Raw genomic sequence first — 23,104 nt, forward strand, 5'->3', positions numbered from 1 at the left:
AGATCACCAACTGCGGACCGGCAGATTCCGCCCCGCCGCCACACCATCAGGCGACAGCAGATCCACTCAAAAACTCACGAACCGCCCACTCAGAGATCCGGCCGTACTGCGGGGTCTGGTGGAGAGCCTGTGCTCGGTATTGGCCGCTGCACATGGCATCCAGGCACCAGGCTCCCCTCACGGGTGGGTGCACCGGGACATCAAGCCGTCCAACGTACTTCGGCTTGACGGTCGGTGGGTTCTGGCCGACTGGGGCATTGCGCGCCGTCCGCCTGGCCAGACCACTCACCCGCAGCGCACCAGGGTCGGAGTGAGCATGGGCTCGGAGGGCTTCGCCGCCCCCGAGCTAAGCATCGACGCCCACAGCGCCGGTCCGTCAGCTGACGTCTACAGCCTGGGGCAGCTGATCGGCTGGGCGGTGACAGGCAGGATCCCGCAGCAGAACATTCCCCTCCTACCGGACTCCGGACCATGGCGTGTGGTCGTCCGGGAGGCGACGCGCACGGACCCCAGTAGACGGCCGGCAACGGTGCAAGCGTTCCTCGACCTCATCGCCCAGGAGATCGACACGCCTCCTGTGCCGCCCGTAGTACAGGCCGAAACACTCCGTGATGCTCTGAATGCTGGAGCAGCGAACGCGGCAGAGGAATTGGTGGCCCTGGCTGCTGCCCATCCCGACGACGCTGCCCTGTACTGCGACGTACTCCTGAACATCGACCCCGAGGCGCTCATACCGGCGTTGATGGCGGACCCTCCTCGAGCACTCGAGATCGTCCGGGCAATGCCCGAGCTCCTGGGCACGCACAGGTCAACGGAGCGCGGCGAAGTCGACGCCGTCATCCTGTGGCTGTTCACCGTCGCACACCACGCCGCCGATGCAGCCCAGCTGCACCTGCTGGAGGAAAGCTGCAACGGCGCGTTCGCCTGGGACGCGTTGTGGGACCAGTGGACGCCGCAGGACAAGATCAGGCCCTGGCTGCGCACCCTGACAGGGGACGTCGCCGGATCGGTCGCAGGAGCACTGCGCGATCATCCCGACTGCGCACGCCACTTCTCCTCCCTGGCGAACGAACTCCGAGTCGATCACCGGATCCGCTCGGCAGTCTCACCACCTTCGCTGGGTTCGGCCGGAACCGCCGGCTCAACGTAAAAGGCGGCTACGCCTCGTACTCGTCTTCCATGCGTGTGAGGTGGCCGGGACCGGGGTGGGCGACTCCGGGGACCATGGGGTGGGGGTAGTCGAGTTCGATGGTGCTGAAGGCGTCGTCCGGCAGGGGTGCGGTGTCGTTGTCGGCGATGATGAGCTGGAGGCGCGAGCCGTAGGCGTCCGTCAGGGCTTTGAAGCGGCTGTAGATTCGCCAGCCGCGTTCCTGGTCGTCCGGGTTGCTGCCGAGTGCTTTGCGCGGAGAGTCGATGATGAGGATCGACGGGACGAGGACGTCGGGGTGGGTGAGACCGCTTTCCAGGAGCGCGAGGTGGTAGGCGATGTTGACGCCGGCCTGGAGACTCCCGCCTGAAGCCTGAAGGCTTTCGAAGGGTGTGTTGTCGACCACCGGCAGGTAGGTGACCGGGTCAACCACAGCCGACTGCTCCCAGGGCAGGTTCAGCTCCATGAGGGTCGTGCTGAAGAGACGGCTCAGATCGCCGACGAGGGATCGCCTGGCGTCGCTTTCCGCTTTGCGTGTTTTGAGCTCGGCGTTAGTGGCCTTGCGCCGCGCGGCGATGTCCTTGGCGGATTGCGCGATGGACCGTACGCGCGCCCACGAGTCGCGTAGTTGAATGACGGCATCGATCCCGGCGTTGAGGGCGGCGACGCGAGCGCTCGCGTCCGCGATGGCGTCGAAACGTGGGGCGACGACGTCGCGTGTTTGGGCATCAAGCTGTCGGCGCAGGTTGGTGGCTAGAAATTCGGCCTCAGAGGATCGGTCACGGGCTCTACGCAGGACCTCGGTGTCCGCTTGCATCAGCTCGCGCGCGTCCTGCAGCTGCTGCTCCAGCGCGCTGCGCGCCTCCCGGACGGCTGCCGGGTCCGCGTCGTCATCGGCGGGATCGGTTTGGAGGCAGACGATGCAGTGATTTTCCGGGACGGTTCGGGCTTCGAGGCGTTGCGCGCAGCGCGGGCAGACCACGAAGTTGAAGGGGGAGAGCTGGTCGATCGCGGTTGCGGAGCGTTCCAGGCGCCGCAGGTCGAGTTCGACCTGGGCGACGACGGACTCACGCGCCTCAACCAGTTCCCGGGCGGCGAGCATCTCCTGGGTGGCAGCCGTCGCCGCCTGGACGGCCGCTCGCAGGTCCCCGCGTAGGACGGCGTCCGCGGCACTGGTCTCGGAGACCTCGGTTCGCAGTGTGCGCAGTGTGTTCTCGGCATTGCGCAGCATGTCACGCAGGCCAGCAAGCTCGGTGCGAAGTTCGTCATCGGTCCGGGGATCCGTGGCCCGCAGGAAGGCGGCGACGTTCTCCTCCTCGGCTTCCTTCTTCCGTAGGTCCGTGGTGAGCTGGTTCGCCTGCCTCTCCAGTTCCATCACGGCCGAGGTCGTGAGGCCGAGCATGAGTTCGAAGAGCGTTTTGCGCTGCTTCTTGAAGTGGTTGTCGCGGTGTCCGACTACCTGGAAATCCAGTTCGCGGGCTTCCAGGTAGACGTAGCGGAAGAGGTTGGTGAAGGTGAGATTGAGAGTCGTGGCCTTGCCGTTGCGAGTGGTGGGGATCTTCTCGCGAGGGAAGCCCAGAGCGTCCAGAAGAGCATCCGACAGGCTCGGCTCTCCTGCCTCCGCCCGGATGCCGAGGGTGTGCTGGAGCGTCATCGTCTCGGGATCGAGGATGTCGACACGGTCGGAGCGGTCGCCGCCGATCGTCCGCTTGAGGATCATGTGCTGCTCGCCGACCACGACGTGGGCGAGTACCGAGTGGACGTGATCGCGTACCGCCGGCGTCAGGACGGCGCTGCCCCCGATGGCGTGTTTGAGCAGCATGAGGAGGCTGGACTTGCCAGCACCGCTGGGGCCGCTGATGACGGTGGCCGGCTGGTCGAAGCGGTACGTTGCCTCCGCATTGGCGGTGGTGACGGTCAAGGCGAGGAATCGGAGGTGGGTGGCCATCAGATCTCCGTCCGCAGGGGCCTGTCCACCGCGTCGGGCAGGCGATCGTAGATGAGGGTCTTCAACGCCGATCCCGACTTGTCGAAGTGCCTTTTGAGCAGGGCGGTCCGCTGAGCCACGACGGCCCACTCGTCGGTTTGGGCCAGCATGGACGCGGCCATCGCTCCGTCTGCGGTGACGCGGAATTGCGCGCGTCCTGTCCCGCCGTAGGTGATTAGTCCGCGGGCGGCCAGGGAGCCAAGGACGCTGTAGTACCGCTGATCCCAGGGGCCGTACTTGTACCGGGTCATACGGCTCTCCACCGCCAGGCGCTCTGAAAACGTGGGCTCAGCTCCCGGAGGCCAGCTCCTCCCTTCCTCAATGAGCAGACGCTCCAGCATCGTTGGGTAACGCAGGAGGAAGTCCAGCTTGGCCAGCTTCGTCAGGCCGTCCAGAGACCTCTTCGCCGTGGTGAACCGCTCGATCAGCAGCAGAACTCGGGCCTCGTGGTAGCGCGCTTCCCTGCGCTCATCACCACGGGCCTGACGCCGGATCTCTGCGGCCGCGGCCAGGCGCTCGGCACCGTTCGTCACGACGCCTCCCCGGCAGAGACGTCGAAGGGAGCGGAGAAGTAGAAGTGGCACTCGTCGCAGAGCTGATAGGCCAGCCCCCGGAGGTGAAGCTTATTGACCTTGAAAGGCAAAGTTGCGTCGATGACCTCAGGCGTGAGGCGCTGCCTGATGAGCTGATTCATCCGCTGCCCATAGGCAGCCCCGTCAATGACCTCGCTCTGCGCGTGCGCCCGGCAGTCGAAGACGGTGTCCACGACCTCCAAGCGCAGGTTCTCCAGGTCCATGGCGTCCCCTGCCAGCCCGGAACGGCGCTGTGACCAAGTTACATACCAGGCTGAGCGGAGCTCCTCGGCGTAGGCAGCCTCGTCAGAAGGCACCTGGCCCTGCGCCAGCTTCTTACGAAGTGCTGCCCCGCCAGGGGCGATCATGGGCGCCTGGCCGCGGGTGTACGTCGGCACAGCCGCTTGGCGATAGACGAATTCATCCAAGATCGTTTGGCGGTAGAGCGTACGGCTCGCGACGCGTCGCAGAATCTGTGCGTTGTGGCGCACTCGACGTGGGTCGGCGATATAAGCGGCCAGGTGGCCCAGCTCGCCCTCGCTTCGGTTGGCCTGTTCCACCCGCTCGATGATCCGCCTGTAGCTGGCGTTCACGTCCACGTGATCGAGCTGCAGGCTTTCGATGGCTGGCTCAAGCAATCGGCGGATGTTGATGTCCGTGATGTGACGATGAGACGGCACGTCTTTGTAGTCGATCTCCAGCACCGCCATGAAGGCGGCCACCTGGTCGATGAGATCCTGCGGGGCAGCGATGTCACCGACATTGCGCAGTTCCGGCAGCACTTCAGGGATGCTGTCGTACGGCTGTTTCCAGCGAACCTTCAGCAGGTGCTGCGCCAGGCTCTTGGCCATGGCGTCCCTGCCAGCCGCGAGCTCCGGATCCGGACCGCACATACTGGCAAGCGTGGAAGCATTGTCTTTCGCGCGACTGAGGGGCGCATTCGTAGTGAGGCGAAGCCGCACGTTGCTCGCGCGCCCGCAGGCATGCCACCGGTCAAACAGATGGGCTATCCCACCGTCCTTGCAGAGATCCGCGAGGGTCCACTGGGTGCGGCTGCTGTGCTTAACCGATACCAGCTCCACCTCGCCGTTCGTGAACGCGATGACGAAGTCCTCGTGCCACTCACATACGACGTAGTCGATGACGTCCTGGGTGAGCATGGCCAGACACGCCTGAGCTGCCACTTCGGCCTGATACCGATACAAGCCAAGGGTGTCGGATCCACTGTCCTCGCCCGGGGGAAGCTGAAAAATCGGATGAACGAAGCGATCGGGATCACCCACCGAGTCCGCCGAAACATCGGCCACGCCCACCCCCCACTACCGACCTCTGCGTCAGTCATGCTCCGGCCGGACGATCCGAAGATCAAGAGATCTACCACAGCTTCTACGCCTTGCGTAACCGAACAAACACACAGAGAGCAAGTGGGCCCACACTTCAGCCCTCTCCTCAAGGGGCATCCGAGGTAGGACATGGCCATGGCTTGGGATCGGCTCTGACGACCTTCACCTGCTAGCCGATGGCTCACCCTGCCCGCACTGGACCGCCTCGTCTCCTACGACAGTCCCCGCCCCTGCTCCGTCCCGTGCACGCCGCCGCCGATCGCCTGGCGGCACCGCCCACGGCCCGCTTCTCTCACCGCGCCCACCGCGGAGCGCGTCGCCCACCGGCTTCACGCGGCGACCGCACATCCTCGCCTGGCCGCGGCCCTTGCCACCGCGCTGTTCACCGGCGCCTCCCTCCAGCAACTCGCCACCGCCAGCCTTCGCGACTACGACGACGCCGCGGCCATGCTCGCCCTGCACGACCGCGCCCGTTACACCGACGGCTGCGCCGCCTACCCCGTACCGCCCTGGGCAGGCATCTTTCTGCGGGCCGCGGCCTGCTTCACTCGGCTCCTCTCCGGCGAGGACCAGGAGCTGCTCGCCGCGCCAGGTGACCGCGGGCACCTGCTGCGCGTGGCGGAGACGGCCAGACTTCGCCCGCCTCAGCCACCCGCGGCCCGCCGCAAAGGCCCGGTCGGCCGTGTGGAATGGGACTGGCGCGAGCGGCAGGAAGCCGAGCGGTACGAAGCCATGCTGGCCAATCGCGTCAGGCCCTCACCACACTGAACACCCTCCCGTGGTTGACGCGACGGGGCAGGCTCAGCCGATCGAGAAGTCGGCGAACTCGACGTCGCTGAAGGCGATGTGCAGACCATGGGCCCGGCGGCCCCATTCGCGAAAGTAGGCGTGTCCCAGCGCACGGGCGAGGATCACCGTCTGCTGCTGCTCGCCCGCGCCGGCATCCCGAGCGGCGAACAGCTCCCGGGCTACCTCTCCCGGCAGATCCTGGGTGATCCACCGCACCCGCGGATCGTCCGAGGAGCCTGCAGGAGCCGCGAACCCGAATCGCGCCCTGGTATGGAAGACGAACCCCTCCGCCTCAGCCCGGGCACGCCGACGGGCCCGTATCCGGGGCTGCCACCGATCCAGGACTGCTTCCTCGATCGCCCGCACCTGCGTCGGCCCCGGGGGACGACGCGCTCCTGGCTTTTTCGTCACCCACCGCTGCACGGTGCGCTGTGACACCCCCAGCACGGCGGCCACCCTCCGGGTGGAGCCCCGATGCGCTGCCAGCAGGAAACGCAGGCGGGCCTCGGTGCTTGAGGGAACGGGCCGAGTACGCAACGCGCGCTCCAAACCCTGCTCGATCTGTCCCATGTCCGCCTCTCGAAGCGGCCAGCAGGCAGGGCCGGCACCTGCAGTCCGTCGCGTCAGTTCTCCTACGTCGTCTGCCTCTGCCTGCCAGTTTCTGCATTCTCCAGACAGCGCTGGCTGACGCAGGCTACGAGCCCTTGGGTGCGCATCAGCGACAAGCCGGCGGCGCGGGTCACGACGGACGTCGCCGGCATCCCAGCCCCAAAGGCTTGTCCCTTGCTTCGCCTGCCCGCGTGAGTGGCTGGAGACCCACCCCGCTCCCCGGCGGCCGCCGATCCGGCAGCGTGACCCGAGCGCCTCATGTCCGGGCCCAAAAGTAGAACCAGCTCACTCGGAGCCGTGAGTCCTGGAGTCTGCGACTTCGGGACTCACGGGCTCTGTCCCACCGGCCTTCCCCTCCCGCGGCGGCCCAGCGCTCGCCGGGCCGCCGTGGCGCGTCCACCCGCTGGCGTCACCCCTGAGTGTCGCTGACCAGCGGAAACGAACTTTCGTCGCGGAATTATCAAAAAGTGCGTGGGATGAATTGCTGTTCTTTCCATACGGCACCGCCAGTAGAACCTCATGTGCGAGACGATTGGTGCCACATGCCTGAGCAGGTATCGGAAGTAACGAACAAGTCACCCCAGGAGGGTGGTAAGCGGTCGAAGGGTCCGAAGCGGCGCAACCTTGAGCAGCACGCGGCGGACTGCGCGCTGTACGAACGCCTTCGGCTCCGCGATTTCGACCCCGACCACTGGGAGATGAAGTACCTGCGCGACGACCTGTGGGTCTATGGCTGGCGGTGCCTGCGCGCATGGATGCGGGACGGGACGGTCATCGAGAAGTGCGGGGAGCGCGGTGTCCCTCTTGGGGCCCGCTACTTCGAGGTTGAGATCCTCAAGCGGCGCGGTGACATCCGTGACGAGATCGCCCACCAGGCCGTCGAGATCGCCGTGCAGAGGTTCACCGAGGAACTCCTCCCCGTCGGCAAGTGGGACCCGCAGGGGGGCGCGACGATGCGCACCTACTTCGTGAAGACCTGTCTGTACGCCTTCCGCGACGTGTTCAAGAAATGGGCCTACGGCTACCGCCGACGCCTGTTCGAGGCTGCGGATCCCATCGCCGCGGAACCCTACGAGGACATGTGGGGTCCCCGATACGTCCGTTCCCCCGACGACGCGTTCGTCCTCCAGGACACCGTCCAGCGGATCCTGGACGGCGCCGGCCCCGAGGTGCGCGCGATCTGCGGCCTGATCTGGGAGTCAAAGATGACCCAGAAGGCGATCGGCGCCGAGCTCGGGATGACGTCCCGGATGGTCGAAGGACACATGGCCCGTCTGCGCGCCCGCGCGAAGGTCATGGCGTCACACGGCGAGATCGAAGCCCTGTACGGCCGTGCCGCCGCCCGTAAGGCGGTTGGCCGGTGAACAACGGGAACGGGCTCGACCTGCGTACCGCGCTCCTGCTTTTGGTCGGCGGGGTCACCACATACATCGCCCTGCTTCACCCCGCCGTCGGCGTCGCCCTCCTGGTCGGCGTCGGCATCGTGGGCCTCCTGCACCTGCTGCTCAAGTAGTGCCCGGCCCGGCCCGGAAACCGTCTGGGAGTCCCGGAGTCACAGACTTCGGGACTCACGCACTCCGGGCGGCGTCCGGCCGGTGTCGGGACCGGAGCGTTCGTCGAGCTCGGATCAGCCTGCGGGGCGGCGCTCACTGTGGATGGAGTCGAACACCCATGAGTGTGCTTCGGGCGGTTCGTCGCAGACGGTGCAGACGCCGGGGCGTAGGCCTCGAAGCAGTTGTGAGCGAAGCCGCCGTGGCCGTCATAGTCGCGTTACGCGTTTCTCATGTATGGAGGACGACGAGATCGCTGAACTGCGGCTCACCCTGGACGACGTCCTGGACCTGGTCGTGCGCGCGACCGGCGACCAGCTCCAGACCCTGGGCACCCGGTCGCAGGGCGACACGGTGACCAGCCTGCCCAGCAGTCGCTTCACCGCATAAGGCGCCGTGGCGCTGAGTGTTGCGGCAGAGATTGCACCAAGTGTTGCGCTGAGCGTTGCGGTAGGCGTTGCGCCGGCCTCCACAGCGCCCCGGAGTCCGCCCAGGTCACCACGGGCGTACGGCGTGGTCGGGCCGCTGACATCCCCGTTGCGACCCCTTCGCCCATGCCCTGGCTGGAGTTGAGGATGAGGGAGGGCGGGATGGGCGGCGCGGACACTCCGGGGATCGGGGCACACTCAGCCGGTTGCGCGTCGGCGGGGCCGCCGCGCCCGGCCGCCGTCAGCGCGGCGGTGACGTCAGGCGGGGGAGAGGTCAGGACGGGCACGGTGCCAGCGTGCGGGATGCCGCCACCGGCCGGAGGCGTCGCGAGTGACGTCGACGCCGACACCAGCTCGGGCTCCACCAGCGTGACGACCAGCTTTTCCTGGCTGCCCCACCCGGCAGCGAACGACCACCCCGTCCACGGATGCCCGCGCCGCCCTCGAGCGAGCAGGCCGGCGACCACAGCACCTGCCGCCCGGGCGAGGGTCGTGGTGCGGCCGATGTACTGAAGGCGGCCTTGGTCGTCGTACCTGCCGAGCAGCAACGTGCGGGGAGCTGCCAGGGAGCCGGTGACCGCGCCGACGATCGCCTCGCTCGTCTCGCGGACCTTGTATTTCTCCCAGCCCCTCACCGACGGGCGGTAGATGTCGTCCAGCCTTTTGAAGACCACGCCCTCCATCCCGACCGACGCCCACGCCAGCCACTCGCGCACGACGTCGGCCTCGGTGGTCGACGGGCACAGCGCCCACGGCGCGGTGAGCCGGCGGGCGGCGAACACGGACTCCAGCGCGGCCCTGCGCCGCCGGTACGGCCAGGAGGTCGTGTCCGTCCCGGACAGCCGCAGCAGATCGAACGCGACGAAGTGGGCCGGCCACTCCTCTGCCGCCCGGCGGGCCGCCCCGGTGCCGCGCCGGGCGAGCCGGTTCTGCAGCCGCTCGAACGCGAGGCGCCCCGCGGCGTCCCATACGACCAGCTCACCGTCCAGCGCGGTCGCATCCGGCAGCTGCACGGCCCCGGCCACGACCTCCGGAAACGACGGACCCATTTCGATGCCACGCCTCGAGCGCAGCACCACCCGGCCCGAGTCGACGGAGACCAACGCCCGGAACCCGTCCCACTTCGGCTCCGCAGCACTGCCGGGCCGCAGCTCGGGCACGGACACGGGGGTGGTCAGCATCGGCTCCGGCAGCGTCCATGTCACCTCCCATCCCTTCCACCCGCCATGTCCGCCACCCGAGTGGCTGCGCATCGCCTTGCGAGCGAGGTCCAACTCCGCTCGCAGACGACACGACCCGGCCGGTGACCGCGAGGGCGTGGGCATACTGCTGGCCATGACGATCCCGCTCAGCACCCGTGTCTACGTGATGACTGTCGCGGTGCTGGTCTGCGTGGTGGGCAGTGGTGCCTGTTTCGGCTTCGTTGTGGCCGACTGGACGGGTGCCCTGGTGGGTTCGGGTGCCGCCGGTGTGGGCGCGGTCTTCGGAATGGTCGCCCGCCCCCGTCCTGCGGTGACTTCCGTCCGGGCGGCCGGGGGCGACGGCTATGCGGAGGGGATCGCCGACGTGGTGCTCTTGAGTATCGCGATGTACGAGGCAGCGGTCTTCCCGCTCACCGCTGATGGGGCGAGCGATGAGGAGCAGGAGGCCCGTCGCACCGTCGCATACCGGCTCTCCGCCTATGACGGCCTGCCCCGCTCCGTCCGTGTGCCGGCGGCTGCCGCGTTGGAGGCTATTGATGACGGCGTGGATGCCGAACGTGCCCGAGCCGCGGTGAAGGAACTGTCGCTCGCGGTGTACGAGTGCCGCAGCCGCCGTGTTCGGCAGAGTGATACCTCGGACACCGGCTGACCGACGACGCAGCGGGTCGCAGGAGAACTTCCTCGAGCGTCCTGCCCAGCATGGACTGTCACAGGCCTGCGGCATCATCGGCAGATGGCCGCCACACCAGCCCCGCCTCCGGGGATGACGCCGCAAGAGCTCCAGCAGCAGGAACAGACCCTGGAGCTGATCAACAGCGAACTCGCGGCGCGTCTGGCTCGGCAGGCCGAGTCGGGCGCGAAGGTAGACACCAAGGCGATCTTCCTGGTGGGGTTCGCCGCCACAGCCGCTCAGTTCCTGGCCACCCGGAACTTCGAGCCGTTCACCGGCGCCGCAGCCTTCACGGCCTACGCGGTCGCCATCGGCTTCGGCATCTCGGTCTTCAACCTCGCCGCGTACGAGGACCTCAAGCCCCGGGAAACCCTGGACACCTACGCACGCTCGACGAAGGGCGCGACCCTGGGGGCACTCGCCGGAACGAGGGTGGGCTTCTTCGAGAAGAACGACGTCCTGCACCGGCGGAAGACGAAACGCTGGACGGTCACGCTGGCTGCTGTCGCCGCCGGGATCTTCCTCTCGACTGTCAGTCTCGTGCTGCACACTGACGGCCATGACAAGCACACAGAACCAGGGGAACCCGTCCCCACCTCCTCCGCCGCCTCCTCCGCCCCCGCCCAGCCTCACTGACTCCCTCGCCAACCCGGCTCTCGTGGGCACGGAGAAGAGGAACGAGGACAAGCCCGCGCGCAACAGGGCTGCCACCCCGGGACAGACCAGGGAACGGCGCTGACCCGCACCGCGAGAAAGTGGCCCTCGCCCGTGTGGCGAGACAGAACGAGACCCCGGGCATCTGCGGCCCGGGGTCTCTCTGTGCTCTGGGGTGTCCGACCGGTTCAACGACCAGCCGACAGGAGCGTCACGCCCACCCCCGTGCGCAGCTCCCGCAGCGCGTCCAACTGGCCCTGGGCAAGCCGGACGGCGGGCGGTGGGCTCAGTTCCGGAAATGCGTGGTGACGGCCCGGTGATCCCGTTTAGCGTGATCTGGCTGGCGATCGCCAGCAGCATGTGGTGAACACACTGGAGCTCCGATGGCCCTGCCCGCACGGCTCACTGCCGCCCTGGGACGACACCCCGACGACCTCACCGAGGCTGATCTGCAGCGTGCGGTCGACAGCCAGATTCCCGAGAGCGTCGACCTGGACTGGAAGAAGGACTTCTACCAGGGCACCGACGCGGGCAAGAAGGAGCTCGCCAAGGACGTGTCCGCCATGGCCAACACCGCCGGCGGCATGGTGGTCATCGGTGTCCACGACGGCAATCAGGACCACGCCCACCACCTGGACCCCGTCGATCCGGTGCCCGGCCGCGGTGAGGAGTGGATCCGCTCCGTGCTCGCGAACTGGATCCAGCCCGTCGTCCCCAACGTGGGCGTCCGGGTCGTGAAGTCCTTGACCAAGGAGGGCAAGATCTACTGGGTGCTCACCGTGCTCCAGAGCCCCCAGGCCCCGCACGCGGTCGCGGCCCCCGGCAACGACTACAACTTCCGCGTCCACGTCCGGCACGGCACCACGACCCGAACCCTCGCCGAATCCGAGATCGCCCAGCGCTACCGTGACCGCTTCCAGGCCGCCTCCGACGACGTCGACCGCCTACACCAGGTCGCTGATGCGGGTCTCGGCTACCTGTCGGGCTACCTGACCAGCACGGCCCACGGCGGCAGCCCCAAGGCGACCTACTACCCGGGCTGGGTCAGCCTGGCCGCCGTTCCGGCCGTCCGCGGCACCTATCCCGTGACCACGCGGGTGGATCGGGACGCGGCGTTCGACCGCTTCGTCAAGCTCGCCAGCGAAGGCGTGACTACCAACGTGCAACCGGCCCGCCCCGTGCTGGTCGGCCGCCGCCAGGTCCGCTTCGAGGGCGTACCGACCGGCCAGCTCCACCAGGACGGCAGCTTCTACGCGGCGATGCCCATCAACCTCCAGAGCGACCACACCAACGACGACGGCCCCAAGAGGCTGTTCCAGCGAGGACTCGAACTCGACCTCGTGGCCCTGGTACAGGCTGCCGCAGCCTGGGCGGCGGAGACCGGATCGGCCGGCGATCTGGTGCTGTCCGCCGCGCTCCACCGCTTCGACGACAGCGACAAGCCTGTGCACCTGATCACGTCGGAACACGCCTTCACCCACGGCCCCGCGACGCCGCTCCCAGCAGCTCCTGCACAGACGACCGGCGATCTCTCCGCCATTGTCACCGACCAGCGAGAGGCCGTCGTCGTGGCCTGCGCACTTGTCTCCGACCTCCTGGCCGACATGGGAGCGCACGAGCCTCACGTCCTGACCTCTGAAGGAGAGATCCTGACCGACCGGCTCGAGGGCTTCCGGCACACGCTGCAGTAGCCACCCGCCGACTGGCAGCACGAGACCCCAGGCCTCCGAGGCCTGGGTCCGGAGGGCGGGAGTGGCCAGATCGCACTCGCCATGGTGGTCCCGCTCCAGCAACGGCTTCGCCGGAACGGGCCGCGCTGACCGCGGGTGGGCCGGGGCGGGCCGGTCGGCGGTTCCCCCACCGCCCCGCTGCCGCGCTGCGCTTCGTCGTCTGACGTCTCGTTCGACAGATGGAAAGTTCCGATCGACCGGTACCTGACCGCCCTGCCCTCCATCCTGGACACATGACGTCCAGCGACCCCGCCCCGGCACACGCGCAGCCGTCGATCACGACGGTGACGCGGCACGACATCTTCAGCTATCTGCGCGGGATATCGAGCCCCTGGTGGGGGAAACTGGACGAGGTCACGTTCCTGGAGGACCTCTACGACCTGGACCGACCTTCCTCCGAGAACGGCCGGCTCCTGACTGTCCGCGCTGATATCCAGCAGCACCGGTTTAACAACCAAGATCTGCCCGACGACTGGATCTTCGAGGACTCTCGGTTGGAGCTCTCCGACGGGCCGGACGAGGTGCTGCTTGCCTTCCTGGCACGAATGGTCCATCCCGAGGTTGCGGCCAGCGTCGAGGAGGCGATGAAGCAGGTTGAGGAGCTGAACCGGCTGCTGGCACCGGACGGGTGGGGCCTGCGTCCCTACGAGTTCCTCTCCGGCCGCCCTATCTACACGCCGGTCCGGCTTCCGCCCACGGGCCCGTTGATCCCGCTGCCGCTGAACGACGATGACACGGGCAAGCTCGACCTGGTCCTGGGGCAGACCTACAGCCTCCTGGACTGCGCCGGTGAGGAGACCGCACGCGACCTGCTGCGCACAGCTGTCCTGACCCTGCGCCGCGACGGCGGTTTCTTCAACCCCGTGCCTGGTGACGGTTGGACGGCGGACACCTACGCGGCGGTCCTGACCGTGGAGCGCGAGCTCCTGCCCACCTGCGCCCCGGAGACGAAGGAGGTGATCTGGCGGACACTGGAGAGCCTGCTCAGCCAGCTCGGACGCACCGACGTCCAGGACCTCGTGGTGGAAGGCGATACCCGGCCGCTGCCCCACATCCCGCCGGACTGGCGGGCCCAAGCCACCGCGCCCGCCACTCCCATCGTTCGTGGTTTGCGCCTCTCCTTCTCCACCACCGAGTTCGACGTCACCCGCGGGGACTTCGCCGACCTGGAGATCCGCGGCTCGCATGACAGCAGCGGGTTCCACTACCTCTACGACACCCGCGCCCGCCGGATGATCACCGACTTCGTCCTCGACGACCGGCCCCAGGTGGCCACACTGTGCAGCGTCACCGTCATCAAGAAGGGCAGCACCTTCACGCCGAGGATCAAGCTGTGGAAGAAGGACAAGAAGAAGACAGGTGAGGTCTCCGCCACGCATACGGTGCCCGATACCGTGACCACCCGGGCTATCAAGGCGCTCGTCGACACCGGGGATGTCCACGAGAACTTCTGGAAGGTCATCAACTTCCTCCAGGGCTGCGCGGGGCTCAGCACGCCAGGCGACTCCCTCCAGCTCGTGGCCGGGGACCAGGCCCAGCTGACCCAGTTGCTGACCGGCCAGGACCGGACGATGGTTCTCGGTGCGGTCAGGACCGCGATCGGCGGCGGGCTCACCGAAGAGGACATCCGGCTGATCAGCAACCGCAGAGAGCAGCTCCAGAGGTTCGAGCGGCTGCTGAACGATCCCGACTACTTCCAGCAGAAGGAGAGCCTGGCAACGACGCGCGGGGCGGAAGCGGTTTGGCAGGCCTTCTTCGAGGCGAACCAGTGGATCTTCGGCTACGGACTCAATCTCATCGCCTGCGAATCCATCGACGACGGCAAACTGGAACGCATCACCACCGGTGCCAACATCTTCGGCGGAGCCGGGAAACGCATCGACGCCATCATGCGTTCCAAGGGCCTGATCAGCAGCATGCTCTTCTGCGAAATCAAGACCCACGACACGGAGCTGCTCGCCAAGACCCCATACCGCGCAGGCGTTTACCAGGCATCGAAAGAACTGGGCGGCGGCGTGGCGCAGGTACAGAAGACCGCCAGCAAGGCCCAGCAGCTCATCTCCCGAGAGTTCCTCACCCGCATCTACGACGACGACGGCACCCCGACCGGCGTCGAACTGTCCACCACCCGGCCCCGGCAGGTGGTGGTGATCGGGAGCCTGCGCGAGTTCACCCACAACGGCCGTGTGAACCCGGAGAAAATCAACTCCTTCGAGCTATACCGGACATCGATCCAGGACGTCGAGATCATCACGTTCGACGAGCTCTACCAGCGGGCGTGCTTCATCGTCGAAGATCGCTAAGACTCCCATCCACCGGTGGTCTACGACCCTGCCGGCTCGGTGAGCTGGACGACAGCCTTATAGGTGGCGCTGTGCCGTCACCGACCGGCGTGTGCTCCGCTGGTGGCCCCGGCTCGGGACCGGGACCACCAGGTCGGGGAGAGAGGATCAGCGGGTGCGCCAGGTCAGCGCTGCTGGATCCACCAGATGATCCACCCGGTCCCGCTCGCGCCCACGGCACCGGCAGCGCCGCGGACGATGCCGTAGCCCGCCGTACGAGCGAGGGCGCGCAGACGGCGGCGGCGACCGCCGTCCAGCAACTGCCGCAGCCGGGTCCGGAACCCGGACCAGACGCGGCGCAGCTTGCCGTTGCCCTGGGGATGCCGGGTCGACGCCGGCCGGCCGGTGCCCTTAGGCTCGTTGAACATGCTGATGGTGCCTCCTTGGGGAGTAACTGTCGGTTTCTTCACTGGGCGGCTCCCTGCTCCAACAGGGGGCCGCCGCCCGTTTGCGGGGACGGCGGCCTGCGCCGCGCCCGGCCCGTGTGTGGGGCCGGGAGTCATGGGGCCGGGACATAGCGTTCCGGCGGTGCTCATCGCGGGGTCAAGGCCTCCGAGAGCACGGGGACGTCGGAGGCGATCCGCAGCGCTGTGGCGGCGGCTCCCGCCGGGGTCCAGGCGGCGGTCGCTGCGTCCCGGTCCGTCTTGTTGATGTTCAGGTCGAACGGCGCGGCGAGCGCCCAGCGCACACCCGTGCTCTGGCCGAAGATGGAGGAGCCGTCCAGGTACTGCTCTGTGAGGAACTCATACAGCAGCCCCCTTGCCTTCAGTTCCGTGATGCCGCGCCCGACGGTCGCCGGGGAGATCCCGTACCAGGACGCGAACTGCTTGTCCTTGTACAGGGCGAAGGACCGGCTGCGCTGGCTCATGAAGATGAGCAGCATGGCCTTCGCCGGCATCGTCAGCGACTTGTAGTAGTCCTGCTCCCAGTACTCGAAGGGCACCTTGAAATAGATGTCCTTGCGGGAGCCCTCCCAGTTGCCTGACGGCAGCGTGTACGGGTCCCCGGAGCCGTCCTCGTGCAGCTTGGTGATGCGGGTCATCCGGCCGTCCGGCGCCGTGCTGATCAGTTTCAGTTCCTTCAGCTTGGCCAGGTGCCGGGAGACTGCGGCGCTCGCCTTGCCGTTGGTGGCGAACGAGATCCCTGCGGCGCGACCCCATGTCTCGGACCGGCGAGTCACGCCCCAGTCGCCGTCGACGCGACCGCGCGGGAGTGGGCCCCGTGTGGCGACGCAGTGGACCAGGAGGAAGAGCTCCAGCCGCTCGGGGCTGCGCAGCAGGTGACGGAGGGGGCCGGGCTTCGTGACCAGGCGGGGGCCGGGGACGGTGTCCTGGACGAACGCACGCCGGATGGGGACGGCCCGACTGGTGCGCTTGGACTCGTCCAGCAGCATTCGTATCGTGTCGCCCTGGCTCACGGCCTTGTCCCGCTTGAGCACGGTCAGTTCGGTGTTCACAGGCCCAACTATGCGCCCCGGCGTGGGCGGTTCGGTTGCCGGTTACAGGAGCGTGCACCCGGCCGGGCGCCCGCTCAGCTGGGCTAGTCGGAAAACATGTGAAGACTGATGACCTCAATAGGAAACTTTTGTCCACCAAAGACAGCAGGCTGGACCGTGTTTGGGGCCCGTAACTCTTGTGCGTTCAGATTGCGATCTTTGGCAGCCTGGACGCCAATACTTGACAATCTCAACTCATGACCCGTGCTTGGCAGGAGACGGCCCGAGTGGGTCCTGGCGGACCGGGACACGCCCGCCCGCCGGTGCCGCTATCCGCATGTCGTCTCCACCTGAGCGACACGCTCCGGGCGGCCGCGACGGGGTCCGTACGACTGCGCCGACAGCACGAGACCCCGGGCCTCGACAGGCCCGGGGACCGGTGGGGGAGCGTGCAGCGGTCGTCTCAGTAGGAGTCCTCCCGTTCGGAGGGCGGCCCGAACTGCTCGATGGGGGAACAGATGGACATGGTGCGGTTGCGGAGGCTGATCGACGGCGTGCTCCTCACGCTGTACACGCGCTACACCGCGAAGGAACTGCCGGCGCTGTGCGAGCGCCTCGGCCTTCCCCCGCCCGGTGCGGGCGACACCAAGCACGACCGCCTGGTGGCCAGCCTGAACGCCTGCCCCGACGACCACCTGCCGGATGTCGCCGACGCAATTCTTGAGCAGGAGAAGCTGGACCAGGCCGAACGCATGGCGCTGCAGGACGCTTTGTGGCTCGTCCGCCACCACGTACAGGTCCCGAGCCGGACGCGGCATGGGGCCGCCCCCCGACCTGAGCCGGTCGGTCCCCGGGCCGTCCCGCGCACGGTGGCCGTGCTGAGCCCGGATGTCTCGGGCATCGTGGGTGTTACGAAACCTTCTTTCATGCGCAGGGGGTTGTGGGTGGCTGTGACCTGCGAGTATGCGCAGGTCAGGGTCTTTTCGCCGCGGGGCGTGCCTCTGGCGGGCTACTGTCGGCCTTGGTCGGGCACAGGTGTGCCTGGCGCTCGCTGCCCCGCTTCGGCGGGGTTTTTTGTTGCCCGGATTCGCTGGCCCCCGACACACGGTGTCGGGGGCCAGCGTCGTGTGTGAGGAGGCGTGCGGATGAACCTGGCCGAGTTGGTCGTGTTGCTGGTCCCGTTGGTGCTCGCGGGTGTGGTGGTCGTGGCGATCCTGGTCCATGGCCGTATCACGCAGCGGGCCGTGGAGCTGGCCCGTCAGGAGGATCTGCCGAACTTGGTGCGGGAGAGCGGCAGTACGCTCTCGAGCCTGGTGAGAGCAGCCCGGGGCGGGCGAGCTGTGGATGCGGCGGTGACGGCCTGGATGGATCAGGAAGCCGGGCGGGCCGGCGGTGGGGACGTGGACCGGTGAAGCGACGTGTCTACGGGCCGGACAGGGACCCGGTCGGCCGCCACGTGGGGGAAGACGTCCTGGGGCGGGCGTTGCGTGAATTGTGCAGTGACGCCGAGCGGAGACTGCTGCTGCGGTATCTGCACGGGGAGACGCCCCAACAACTGGCCCGTGACGTCGGGCTGGGACCGGGGATCTTCGGCACACTGATCGCCGGCCTGCTGGACCGGATCCGGACATCGAAGTACGCCTCAGCGCTGCGTCAGGAACTGAGCAGCCCTCGCTTTAGCGCCGAGGTGTGGAGCGGCGCCGCGGAGGTGCCGGCGCACCGCTGTGAACGCCCAGGGTGTGACGCTCCGCCGTTTCCGCAACGGCCCGTCGGCCGCCCTCGCCGTTTTTGTTCGTCAGCGTGCCGGCAGGCGGCGTACCGCGAGCGTCTGCGGAGGGGGCTGGGGCGCTGCCCGGCCGCAGAGAGCCGGCCGGCCGGGCCGCGTCCTGCCCGGCTGACGGACTACTCGGCTGCTCTGCCAGCCTTTCCTCCACCCCAGGCACTGCCGGAATGGGAGTCATTCCGGGACTACTTGGACAGGGCGGTCAGGCGGTGGCACGCTCCGGCCGTCGCTGTGGCCGGCCGTGGGGACAGGGCACAGGTGTGGCCCAGCATTCCGGCGGCCGAGTCTCGTTCGGTCGCTGTCTTTGACGGGCGGAGCTACCTGCTGAGGCTGACAGGAGCGCCCCCAGCGAGAGACATCGAGTGGCTGGCGGACAGTTTCCGGCGCCGGGCCCTGCGCCGTGCATTCGACGCCCGGCTTGCCGACGGCTTGCCCGCCTACGCAGGTGGCCCCCTACTTCCACGGCGCTCGGCGCTCTTTCCGCCAACCCTTACCTCGCCCATGACCACCCACGTGCCCGAACCACCTCTGGTAGGCCACCGCACCCGAGGTGACGCGCACGCTCACCAGCCCTTGGCCGTGCGCGTGGACAGCGTGGCGCGAGCAGTGGATCAGGAACGTCCGCTGCTGACGATTCCCCCGCCGCTGATGACAGGGGCTTCACAGGTGCCGCTCGCCGTTGCGCCGGTGCTCCGCCATACTCGGCGCACTTCTTCCCGGTGGTCTGCCGAATGCCGCCGGCCCCCGACCCCGCGGGCAAGGCAGCGCAGAGCACAGCATCGGTAACAGGCGCGAGACACCGGTAGTCCGTGTCGCTGAGGCGGGGGGTAGTTGGTGTGTGGGGTAGTGCGTGAGCTGGTGTGTTGGGGGTGCGTCGGTGAAGGGGCGGATCTGGCCGTGGCGGGCGGGGAGGGGGCCGCAGGTGATGAGGGTGGCGCGTCCGCGACAGGAGCGCGATCACCCCCTCAGGCCCCAGCATCTCCTGCACCTTCCCCACCGCCCCATTCCTCGACCAACTGCTCTGCACCCTGTTCATCGCGCGAGCACCCCACAACGGGTACTGACGAGTCCAAGACCTTCGAACCGAGCAGTAGGTCCCTGCCTTGACCGCCCCGACTGGACCGCTGCCCGGGCACCATCGTCAGGTACGACGTCGGCCACAGCCTGGAATGGTTCGAGTCCACCGACGTGGAGTTACCCGACGGCATGTACGTCGCGGAACTGAGGACAGCCCTGAAAAGGCGAGACCCCGGGCACCGTGAGAGCCCGGGGCCCCACGCTTGAATTAACGCGCCGACTCACCGGTCGGCCTGCATTTCACGCCCACTGCACGCCCAGCTCGCGCAGCGCGTCCAGCTGCTCCTGGGTGAGCTTGCCGCGCCTCGCGCGGGTGTTGGAGACCCATACGCCGAGCTTGACGGTCACCGGCTCCGTCTCGCCGTCGACCGCGATCTTCTCAGCATGGCCGCGGGGGATAGGCCGCTGCCCCTCCCGCTCGACCCATTGCGCGAGGGCTGCAAGTCCGTGTTGGAACGCCTGCTGCGCCTTGCTCGGACCCTTCGCCGCGAGGCCGCCCGCGGGGGCGGGAGACGGGGCCTGGAGCGGCTTGATGCCCAGCTTGGTCAGCCGTTCCTGTTGCTCGGTCGACAGCAGTTTCCAGGTGCCCGGCTGTTTTTGCCGCTGAAGCCACCGTCCGAGGTCGTCGCCGTCCATCAGTACGCCGGGTGCGATGTCGGGCAGGTGGCCGGCGGGTTCGTCGGCGGCGAGGTCGGCGAGCACTCGATAGTGCCGCTGCCAGTCCAGCGGCCAGGGGCAGTCCCAGTCCTCGTCGATCACCTCCAGATGCTTGGCGCGCACCGCGGCCCGTCCCGGGTTCTTGCCGAGGCCGTCTTTGCGGCGGAGGTTGGCCATGTGCTGCCCGATGGGCACAGGGCCGCCGCCGGCCGGGTCGTCCCAGACGGCGTCTTGGCGGGGCGCGAGGTGTCCGTGGGCGTGACGGTAGGAGCGCAGCGCGGCGAGTTTGGTCTCCCAGGCTTCCTCGCCCGGCTCCCAGACCATACCTGCCTCCGGCAGGTCGAGCAGTTCCTTGCGGCGCGGCTCCAGTTCCCCGGCCCGCAGCGCCTTTCTCTGCTGGTGCACCCACCGCCCCAGCGGAAACGCCTTGGTGACGCCTACCTCGACCTCGGTGTCGTAGGGGACGGCGTGCAGGCCGGTGATCTTGTTCTCGGCCCGCCAGCGCAGCAGGGCTTGGTAGCCCTCCAGCCACACCAGGGACTCCGGCCGGTAGACCCGCGTACGCAGGAATGCTGCGATGGTCGCCGCGTCGCGCGGGCTGGAGAAGTGCAGCAGCGCCGACCCGGCGGTGGCATCACTGCCGTCGCCCTCCTGGCCTTCGCCCTCCCCTCCGCCGCTGGCCTCGACGATCCGCCCGTTCTCATCGCGCCTCACGTGCACTGTGCGCTGCCCGCTGGTGAGGGCGCGGGAGGCGAGCTGCTCCACGAGTCGTTCATCGTGGGAGCGCAGGCCCTGGAGCACGGCTACGAGGGGGCGGAACGAGGCGGAGGCGACCATGTCGGTCGGGTCCTCGCCGGGCTCTAGGAAGACCGGCACGATGATCCTGGCCACCTTCGTGGTGCCGTCCCGGTTCAGGCGGAGCGCGCGGCCGATGTTCTGCACGATCTCGATCTGGGAGCCGCGGGTGTCGGCGAAGCACACGGCCTCTACGCCCCGTTCGCCGGTGATGTCCACGCCTTCCCCGAGCACACGGCAGCTCGCCAGGAACGCCCGGTGCACCCGGCGGCCGGCCGCGTCGATGCCGTTGGCGAACTGGCGTAGTACTTCGCGGCGTTCGGTGACGAGGTGGTCGCCACACAGCCACGCGGACCAGACGCGGTCCGGGGGTACGTGGCGGCCGGCCTCCAACTTGTAGAACCGTGCGTCGAGCGACGACTTCGGCAGCGCCTCCGCCTTCGCCAGGTCGTCGTCGGAGGCGTCGTTGGCGTACAGCACCGCGGCCGTCTGCGGTAGCTTTTCCGCGAACGCGGCGGCCTCTTCCACCTTCTGGTGGAACGTCATGACCGTACGCAGGTTGTACGCAGCCGCGTGCTCCAGGAGTGCCGCCTGCAGCAGCGCCAGGCGCCGGCCCCGCAGCGCCTCCTCCGACTCCCCGAAGACCGGTGAGGGATCGTGGATCTCCAGCACGTCGATCTCGAACCCCGCGAGGATCCCCCGCTCGATCGCCTCCGAGAGACCCAGCTCGGCCAGCCACGGCCCGTAGGTCTCCGAGTCCTGGCCCATCGACGCGATTTCCAGCTCCTGGCTGCCGGTGCCCTGCTGCGGCCGGGGCGCGGCGAGGATGCGCGGGGTGGCGGTGAGGTAGAGCCGGAAGTCGGCGGGGATGCGGGCGTTGTCGTGGATCGCGGCCCAGGGCCTGCCAAGATCACCTGCGGTTGAGTGGGCTTCGTCCACGATCGCGAGGTCGAAACCGCTCATCTGCTGCCCGTACAGGCGCTCCCCGCCCGCCAGGGCGGCTTCCAGGGGCCCGCGCACCTTGCCCTGGCCCTCGGGTGCGTCGATGTCCTCGCGGTCCACCAGAGAGGCGTACGTGGCGAACACGACCACCGGCCCGCGCCCGGCCCACAGGGCGAGCTGGATCGGGTTGGTGGTGGTGCGCACCCCCAGCGAGTCGAGCACTGGGTCGTTCTCCAGCGAGCACACCGCCACCATCGAGGCCCGGTGGCCCACCAGCCGCCACGCCTGGGCGGTCTGCACGAGCAGGTCCAGGGTCGGCACGGTCACCAGGATCCGCCCGCCCGGAAAGCACTCCAGCGCGCACGCGGCGGCGGTGATCGTCTTCCCCGACCCGGTCGCGGACACGATCGTGCCCCGCGCCCCCTCCGGCGGTACGGATGATCTTGCAGGGAATCCCGCCCACCGACGGAAACCAGTTTTCTGGGCTACCTGGTGTTCCCGAAGCCGAATACCCGGCATTTCCCCGCTCCTTCTCTGCCTTCTTTTCTGCTCGCTTTGGAAATCACAGGGACGACGTGAAAGGCGGCACGGACACCGTACCGTCCTCGCCCACCACGATCCGCTCGGCAAGCTGGGCCAGGACCTCAGAGGGACGCAGCCCTGTCCGGCCGGCCACCACCCGGACCAGCCGACTGGACGCGGCGGACAGCCGGACCTCCGCCCGCAGCTCATCGGCTTCCTCCCCCCGCCGTTCCCCCAAGGCGGCCTGTGCCGCGAGCGCACCAGCAAGCCGTTCCTCACGCTCGCGAGCCCACACCGAGCCCTGAGCGTCCCGTTCCGGCTCGTACACGCTCCAACCGGCTACAGCCAACAAGTCCCTGACGCGCTGCCACTCAGCGTGCTGGGCCAGCCAGATGACAGCCAACCGCTCCCGGTCCATCTCGAACTCGTAGAAGGAACCGTTTCCCCTCAACTGATCCGCGGTTTCCCGCTCACGGACAGCGGCCTCCGCGACCTTTTCCGCAACGGCGGCGACGTCCAGGCCATTCGCCTGGCGCCGGACCTGATCCCGCGCCACGTCCTGAGCACTCCACATGCGTTTTCCCTTTTCCGAAAAGCGCGGGCATCTGGGCCCGCATCAGGTGGTTGGAGGGTGTCCCGTTTTTCCGCCAACACTACATGCTGCATCAACCTGATGCAGCATCTACACCGGCACCCGACACGAACGAGCAACCCCTCACCCTCGCAGCCAGCCCGGCCCGCGAAGCGGGCCCCAACGGTCCTGGAGGCGCAGCCGGAAGGACCGTCAGGCGGGGGAGCGCAGCGGACCCGCCGGCCCGGGCTGCAGCGCAGCGGAAGCCCGGTAGCGGGACGAAGTCCCGCCGCTCCGGG

The 23,104-nt window shown here is 68.2% G+C and carries 20 protein-coding genes; 11 read left to right on the plus strand and 9 right to left on the minus strand.

Going from position 1 to position 23,104, the window contains the following annotated elements; all coding sequences use genetic code 11:
* Positions 1-187: 187 nt before the first annotated feature.
* Positions 188-1,150, plus strand: a complete 963-nt coding sequence (locus tag ACIOWN_RS33425; RefSeq protein WP_401984316.1) for a hypothetical protein — start codon at positions 188-190, stop codon at positions 1,148-1,150.
* Between the two features lie 7 nt (positions 1,151-1,157).
* Here the strand turns inward: ACIOWN_RS33425 and ACIOWN_RS33430 are convergent, their stop codons facing one another.
* The 3 genes from ACIOWN_RS33430 to ACIOWN_RS33440 are packed head-to-tail and all read right to left on the minus strand — an operon-like array spanning position 1,158 to position 5,013.
* Positions 1,158-3,095: a hypothetical protein gene (locus tag ACIOWN_RS33430; RefSeq protein ID WP_362357899.1), complete on the minus strand. Its 1,938-nt coding sequence runs from the start codon at positions 3,093-3,095 to the stop codon at positions 1,158-1,160.
* Entirely contained in the window at positions 3,095-3,667 is a 573-nt protein-coding gene (locus ACIOWN_RS33435; RefSeq protein ID WP_100831443.1) for a hypothetical protein, read from the minus strand. The genes ACIOWN_RS33430 and ACIOWN_RS33435 overlap by 1 nt, the downstream gene beginning before the upstream one ends.
* Complete coding sequence (locus tag ACIOWN_RS33440) at positions 3,664-5,013, minus strand: dsDNA nuclease domain-containing protein (RefSeq protein ID WP_362357897.1); 1,350 nt, start codon at positions 5,011-5,013, stop codon at positions 3,664-3,666. Before ACIOWN_RS33440 ends, ACIOWN_RS33435 begins: the two co-directional genes overlap by 4 nt.
* Before the next feature lie 483 nt (positions 5,014-5,496).
* On the opposite strand from ACIOWN_RS33440, the gene ACIOWN_RS33445 reads away from it, so the two are divergent.
* Entirely contained in the window at positions 5,497-5,817 is a 321-nt protein-coding gene (locus tag ACIOWN_RS33445) for a hypothetical protein (protein ID WP_362357895.1), read from the plus strand.
* Between the two features lie 33 nt (positions 5,818-5,850).
* Here the strand turns inward: ACIOWN_RS33445 and tpg are convergent, their stop codons facing one another.
* Positions 5,851-6,408: a telomere-protecting terminal protein Tpg gene (gene tpg, locus ACIOWN_RS33450; RefSeq protein ID WP_362357893.1), complete on the minus strand. Its 558-nt coding sequence runs from the start codon at positions 6,406-6,408 to the stop codon at positions 5,851-5,853.
* Positions 6,409-6,989: 581 nt separating this feature from the next.
* Between tpg and ACIOWN_RS33455 the strand changes: the two genes are divergently transcribed.
* The 3 genes from ACIOWN_RS33455 to ACIOWN_RS33465 all read left to right on the plus strand — a co-directional run bounded on the left by ACIOWN_RS33455 (position 6,990) and on the right by ACIOWN_RS33465 (position 8,387).
* Positions 6,990-7,811: a hypothetical protein gene (locus ACIOWN_RS33455; RefSeq protein ID WP_362357891.1), complete on the plus strand. Its 822-nt coding sequence runs from the start codon at positions 6,990-6,992 to the stop codon at positions 7,809-7,811.
* The gene (locus ACIOWN_RS33460) at positions 7,808-7,960 is read left to right on the plus strand and encodes a hypothetical protein (RefSeq protein WP_362357889.1); all 153 of its coding nucleotides are present in this window, start codon (positions 7,808-7,810) and stop codon (positions 7,958-7,960) included. The genes ACIOWN_RS33455 and ACIOWN_RS33460 overlap by 4 nt, the downstream gene beginning before the upstream one ends.
* Before the next feature lie 274 nt (positions 7,961-8,234).
* Complete coding sequence (locus ACIOWN_RS33465) at positions 8,235-8,387, plus strand: hypothetical protein (RefSeq protein ID WP_362357888.1); 153 nt, start codon at positions 8,235-8,237, stop codon at positions 8,385-8,387.
* Here ACIOWN_RS33465 and ACIOWN_RS33470 read toward each other — a convergent pair.
* Positions 8,377-9,630, minus strand: a complete 1,254-nt coding sequence (locus tag ACIOWN_RS33470; RefSeq protein ID WP_362357886.1) for an ATP-dependent DNA ligase — start codon at positions 9,628-9,630, stop codon at positions 8,377-8,379. The genes ACIOWN_RS33465 and ACIOWN_RS33470 overlap by 11 nt on opposite strands.
* Positions 9,631-9,760: 130 nt before the next feature.
* On the opposite strand from ACIOWN_RS33470, the gene ACIOWN_RS33475 reads away from it, so the two are divergent.
* The 4 genes from ACIOWN_RS33475 (at position 9,761) to ACIOWN_RS33490 (ending at position 14,984) form a co-directional block, all read left to right on the plus strand.
* On the plus strand, positions 9,761-10,276 hold the full coding sequence (locus tag ACIOWN_RS33475; RefSeq protein WP_362357884.1) for a hypothetical protein: 516 nt from the start codon (positions 9,761-9,763) through the stop codon (positions 10,274-10,276).
* Between the two features lie 84 nt (positions 10,277-10,360).
* Positions 10,361-10,933: a hypothetical protein gene (locus ACIOWN_RS33480; RefSeq protein ID WP_362357882.1), complete on the plus strand. Its 573-nt coding sequence runs from the start codon at positions 10,361-10,363 to the stop codon at positions 10,931-10,933.
* A gap of 401 nt (positions 10,934-11,334) precedes the next feature.
* Positions 11,335-12,642 (plus strand): ATP-binding protein, encoded by a 1,308-nt coding sequence (locus ACIOWN_RS33485; protein WP_362357880.1) that lies wholly within the window; start codon positions 11,335-11,337, stop codon positions 12,640-12,642.
* A 272-nt stretch (positions 12,643-12,914) separates the two neighbouring features.
* The gene (locus tag ACIOWN_RS33490; RefSeq protein ID WP_362357879.1) at positions 12,915-14,984 is read left to right on the plus strand and encodes a Shedu anti-phage system protein SduA domain-containing protein; all 2,070 of its coding nucleotides are present in this window, start codon (positions 12,915-12,917) and stop codon (positions 14,982-14,984) included.
* A gap of 164 nt (positions 14,985-15,148) precedes the next feature.
* Here the strand turns inward: ACIOWN_RS33490 and ACIOWN_RS33495 are convergent, their stop codons facing one another.
* Together ACIOWN_RS33495 and ACIOWN_RS33500 are read right to left on the minus strand one after the other, a co-directional pair.
* Positions 15,149-15,391 carry a hypothetical protein gene (locus ACIOWN_RS33495; RefSeq protein WP_362358007.1) on the minus strand — a complete coding sequence of 81 codons (243 nt, stop codon included), beginning with the start codon at positions 15,389-15,391 and terminating at the stop codon, positions 15,149-15,151.
* A gap of 164 nt (positions 15,392-15,555) precedes the next feature.
* Complete coding sequence (locus ACIOWN_RS33500; protein ID WP_362358009.1) at positions 15,556-16,479, minus strand: hypothetical protein; 924 nt, start codon at positions 16,477-16,479, stop codon at positions 15,556-15,558.
* Between the two features lie 497 nt (positions 16,480-16,976).
* Between ACIOWN_RS33500 and ACIOWN_RS33505 the strand changes: the two genes are divergently transcribed.
* Both ACIOWN_RS33505 and ACIOWN_RS33510 read left to right on the plus strand, forming a co-directional pair.
* Positions 16,977-17,591 (plus strand): hypothetical protein, encoded by a 615-nt coding sequence (locus ACIOWN_RS33505; RefSeq protein ID WP_362358011.1) that lies wholly within the window; start codon positions 16,977-16,979, stop codon positions 17,589-17,591.
* Positions 17,592-17,603: 12 nt separating this feature from the next.
* Positions 17,604-17,870: a hypothetical protein gene (locus tag ACIOWN_RS33510; RefSeq protein WP_362358013.1), complete on the plus strand. Its 267-nt coding sequence runs from the start codon at positions 17,604-17,606 to the stop codon at positions 17,868-17,870.
* Between the two features lie 1,688 nt (positions 17,871-19,558).
* Here the strand turns inward: ACIOWN_RS33510 and ACIOWN_RS33515 are convergent.
* Both ACIOWN_RS33515 and ACIOWN_RS33520 read right to left on the minus strand, forming a co-directional pair.
* A complete protein-coding gene (locus tag ACIOWN_RS33515) occupies positions 19,559-22,231 on the minus strand; it encodes a Helicase associated domain protein (RefSeq protein WP_362358015.1) in 2,673 nt (890 codons plus the stop codon).
* A 43-nt stretch (positions 22,232-22,274) separates the two neighbouring features.
* The gene (locus tag ACIOWN_RS33520) at positions 22,275-22,808 is read right to left on the minus strand and encodes a hypothetical protein (protein ID WP_362358017.1); all 534 of its coding nucleotides are present in this window, start codon (positions 22,806-22,808) and stop codon (positions 22,275-22,277) included.
* Between the last annotated feature and the right edge of the window lie 296 nt (positions 22,809-23,104).

It is taken from the genome of Streptomyces sp. NPDC087787 (assembly GCF_044743035.1).
Taxonomy (GTDB): domain Bacteria; phylum Actinomycetota; class Actinomycetes; order Streptomycetales; family Streptomycetaceae; genus Streptomyces.

Coding starts and splice junctions, on each gene's coding strand:
- ACIOWN_RS33495 (WP_362358007.1), bottom strand. CDS start 15,391: ATGTTCAACGAGCCTAAGGGCACCGGCCGGCCGGCGTCGACCCGGCAT.
- ACIOWN_RS33505 (WP_362358011.1), top strand. CDS start 16,977: ATGGACATGGTGCGGTTGCGGAGGCTGATCGACGGCGTGCTCCTCACG.
- ACIOWN_RS33475 (WP_362357884.1), top strand. CDS start 9,761: ATGACGATCCCGCTCAGCACCCGTGTCTACGTGATGACTGTCGCGGTG.
- ACIOWN_RS33485 (WP_362357880.1), top strand. CDS start 11,335: ATGGCCCTGCCCGCACGGCTCACTGCCGCCCTGGGACGACACCCCGAC.
- tpg (WP_362357893.1), bottom strand. CDS start 6,408: ATGGGACAGATCGAGCAGGGTTTGGAGCGCGCGTTGCGTACTCGGCCC.
- ACIOWN_RS33430 (WP_362357899.1), bottom strand. CDS start 3,095: ATGGCCACCCACCTCCGATTCCTCGCCTTGACCGTCACCACCGCCAAT.
- ACIOWN_RS33490 (WP_362357879.1), top strand. CDS start 12,915: ATGACGTCCAGCGACCCCGCCCCGGCACACGCGCAGCCGTCGATCACG.
- ACIOWN_RS33445 (WP_362357895.1), top strand. CDS start 5,497: ATGCTCGCCCTGCACGACCGCGCCCGTTACACCGACGGCTGCGCCGCC.
- ACIOWN_RS33510 (WP_362358013.1), top strand. CDS start 17,604: ATGAACCTGGCCGAGTTGGTCGTGTTGCTGGTCCCGTTGGTGCTCGCG.
- ACIOWN_RS33465 (WP_362357888.1), top strand. CDS start 8,235: ATGGAGGACGACGAGATCGCTGAACTGCGGCTCACCCTGGACGACGTC.
- ACIOWN_RS33480 (WP_362357882.1), top strand. CDS start 10,361: ATGGCCGCCACACCAGCCCCGCCTCCGGGGATGACGCCGCAAGAGCTC.
- ACIOWN_RS33455 (WP_362357891.1), top strand. CDS start 6,990: ATGCCTGAGCAGGTATCGGAAGTAACGAACAAGTCACCCCAGGAGGGT.
- ACIOWN_RS33515 (WP_362358015.1), bottom strand. CDS start 22,231: ATGCCGGGTATTCGGCTTCGGGAACACCAGGTAGCCCAGAAAACTGGT.
- ACIOWN_RS33520 (WP_362358017.1), bottom strand. CDS start 22,808: ATGTGGAGTGCTCAGGACGTGGCGCGGGATCAGGTCCGGCGCCAGGCG.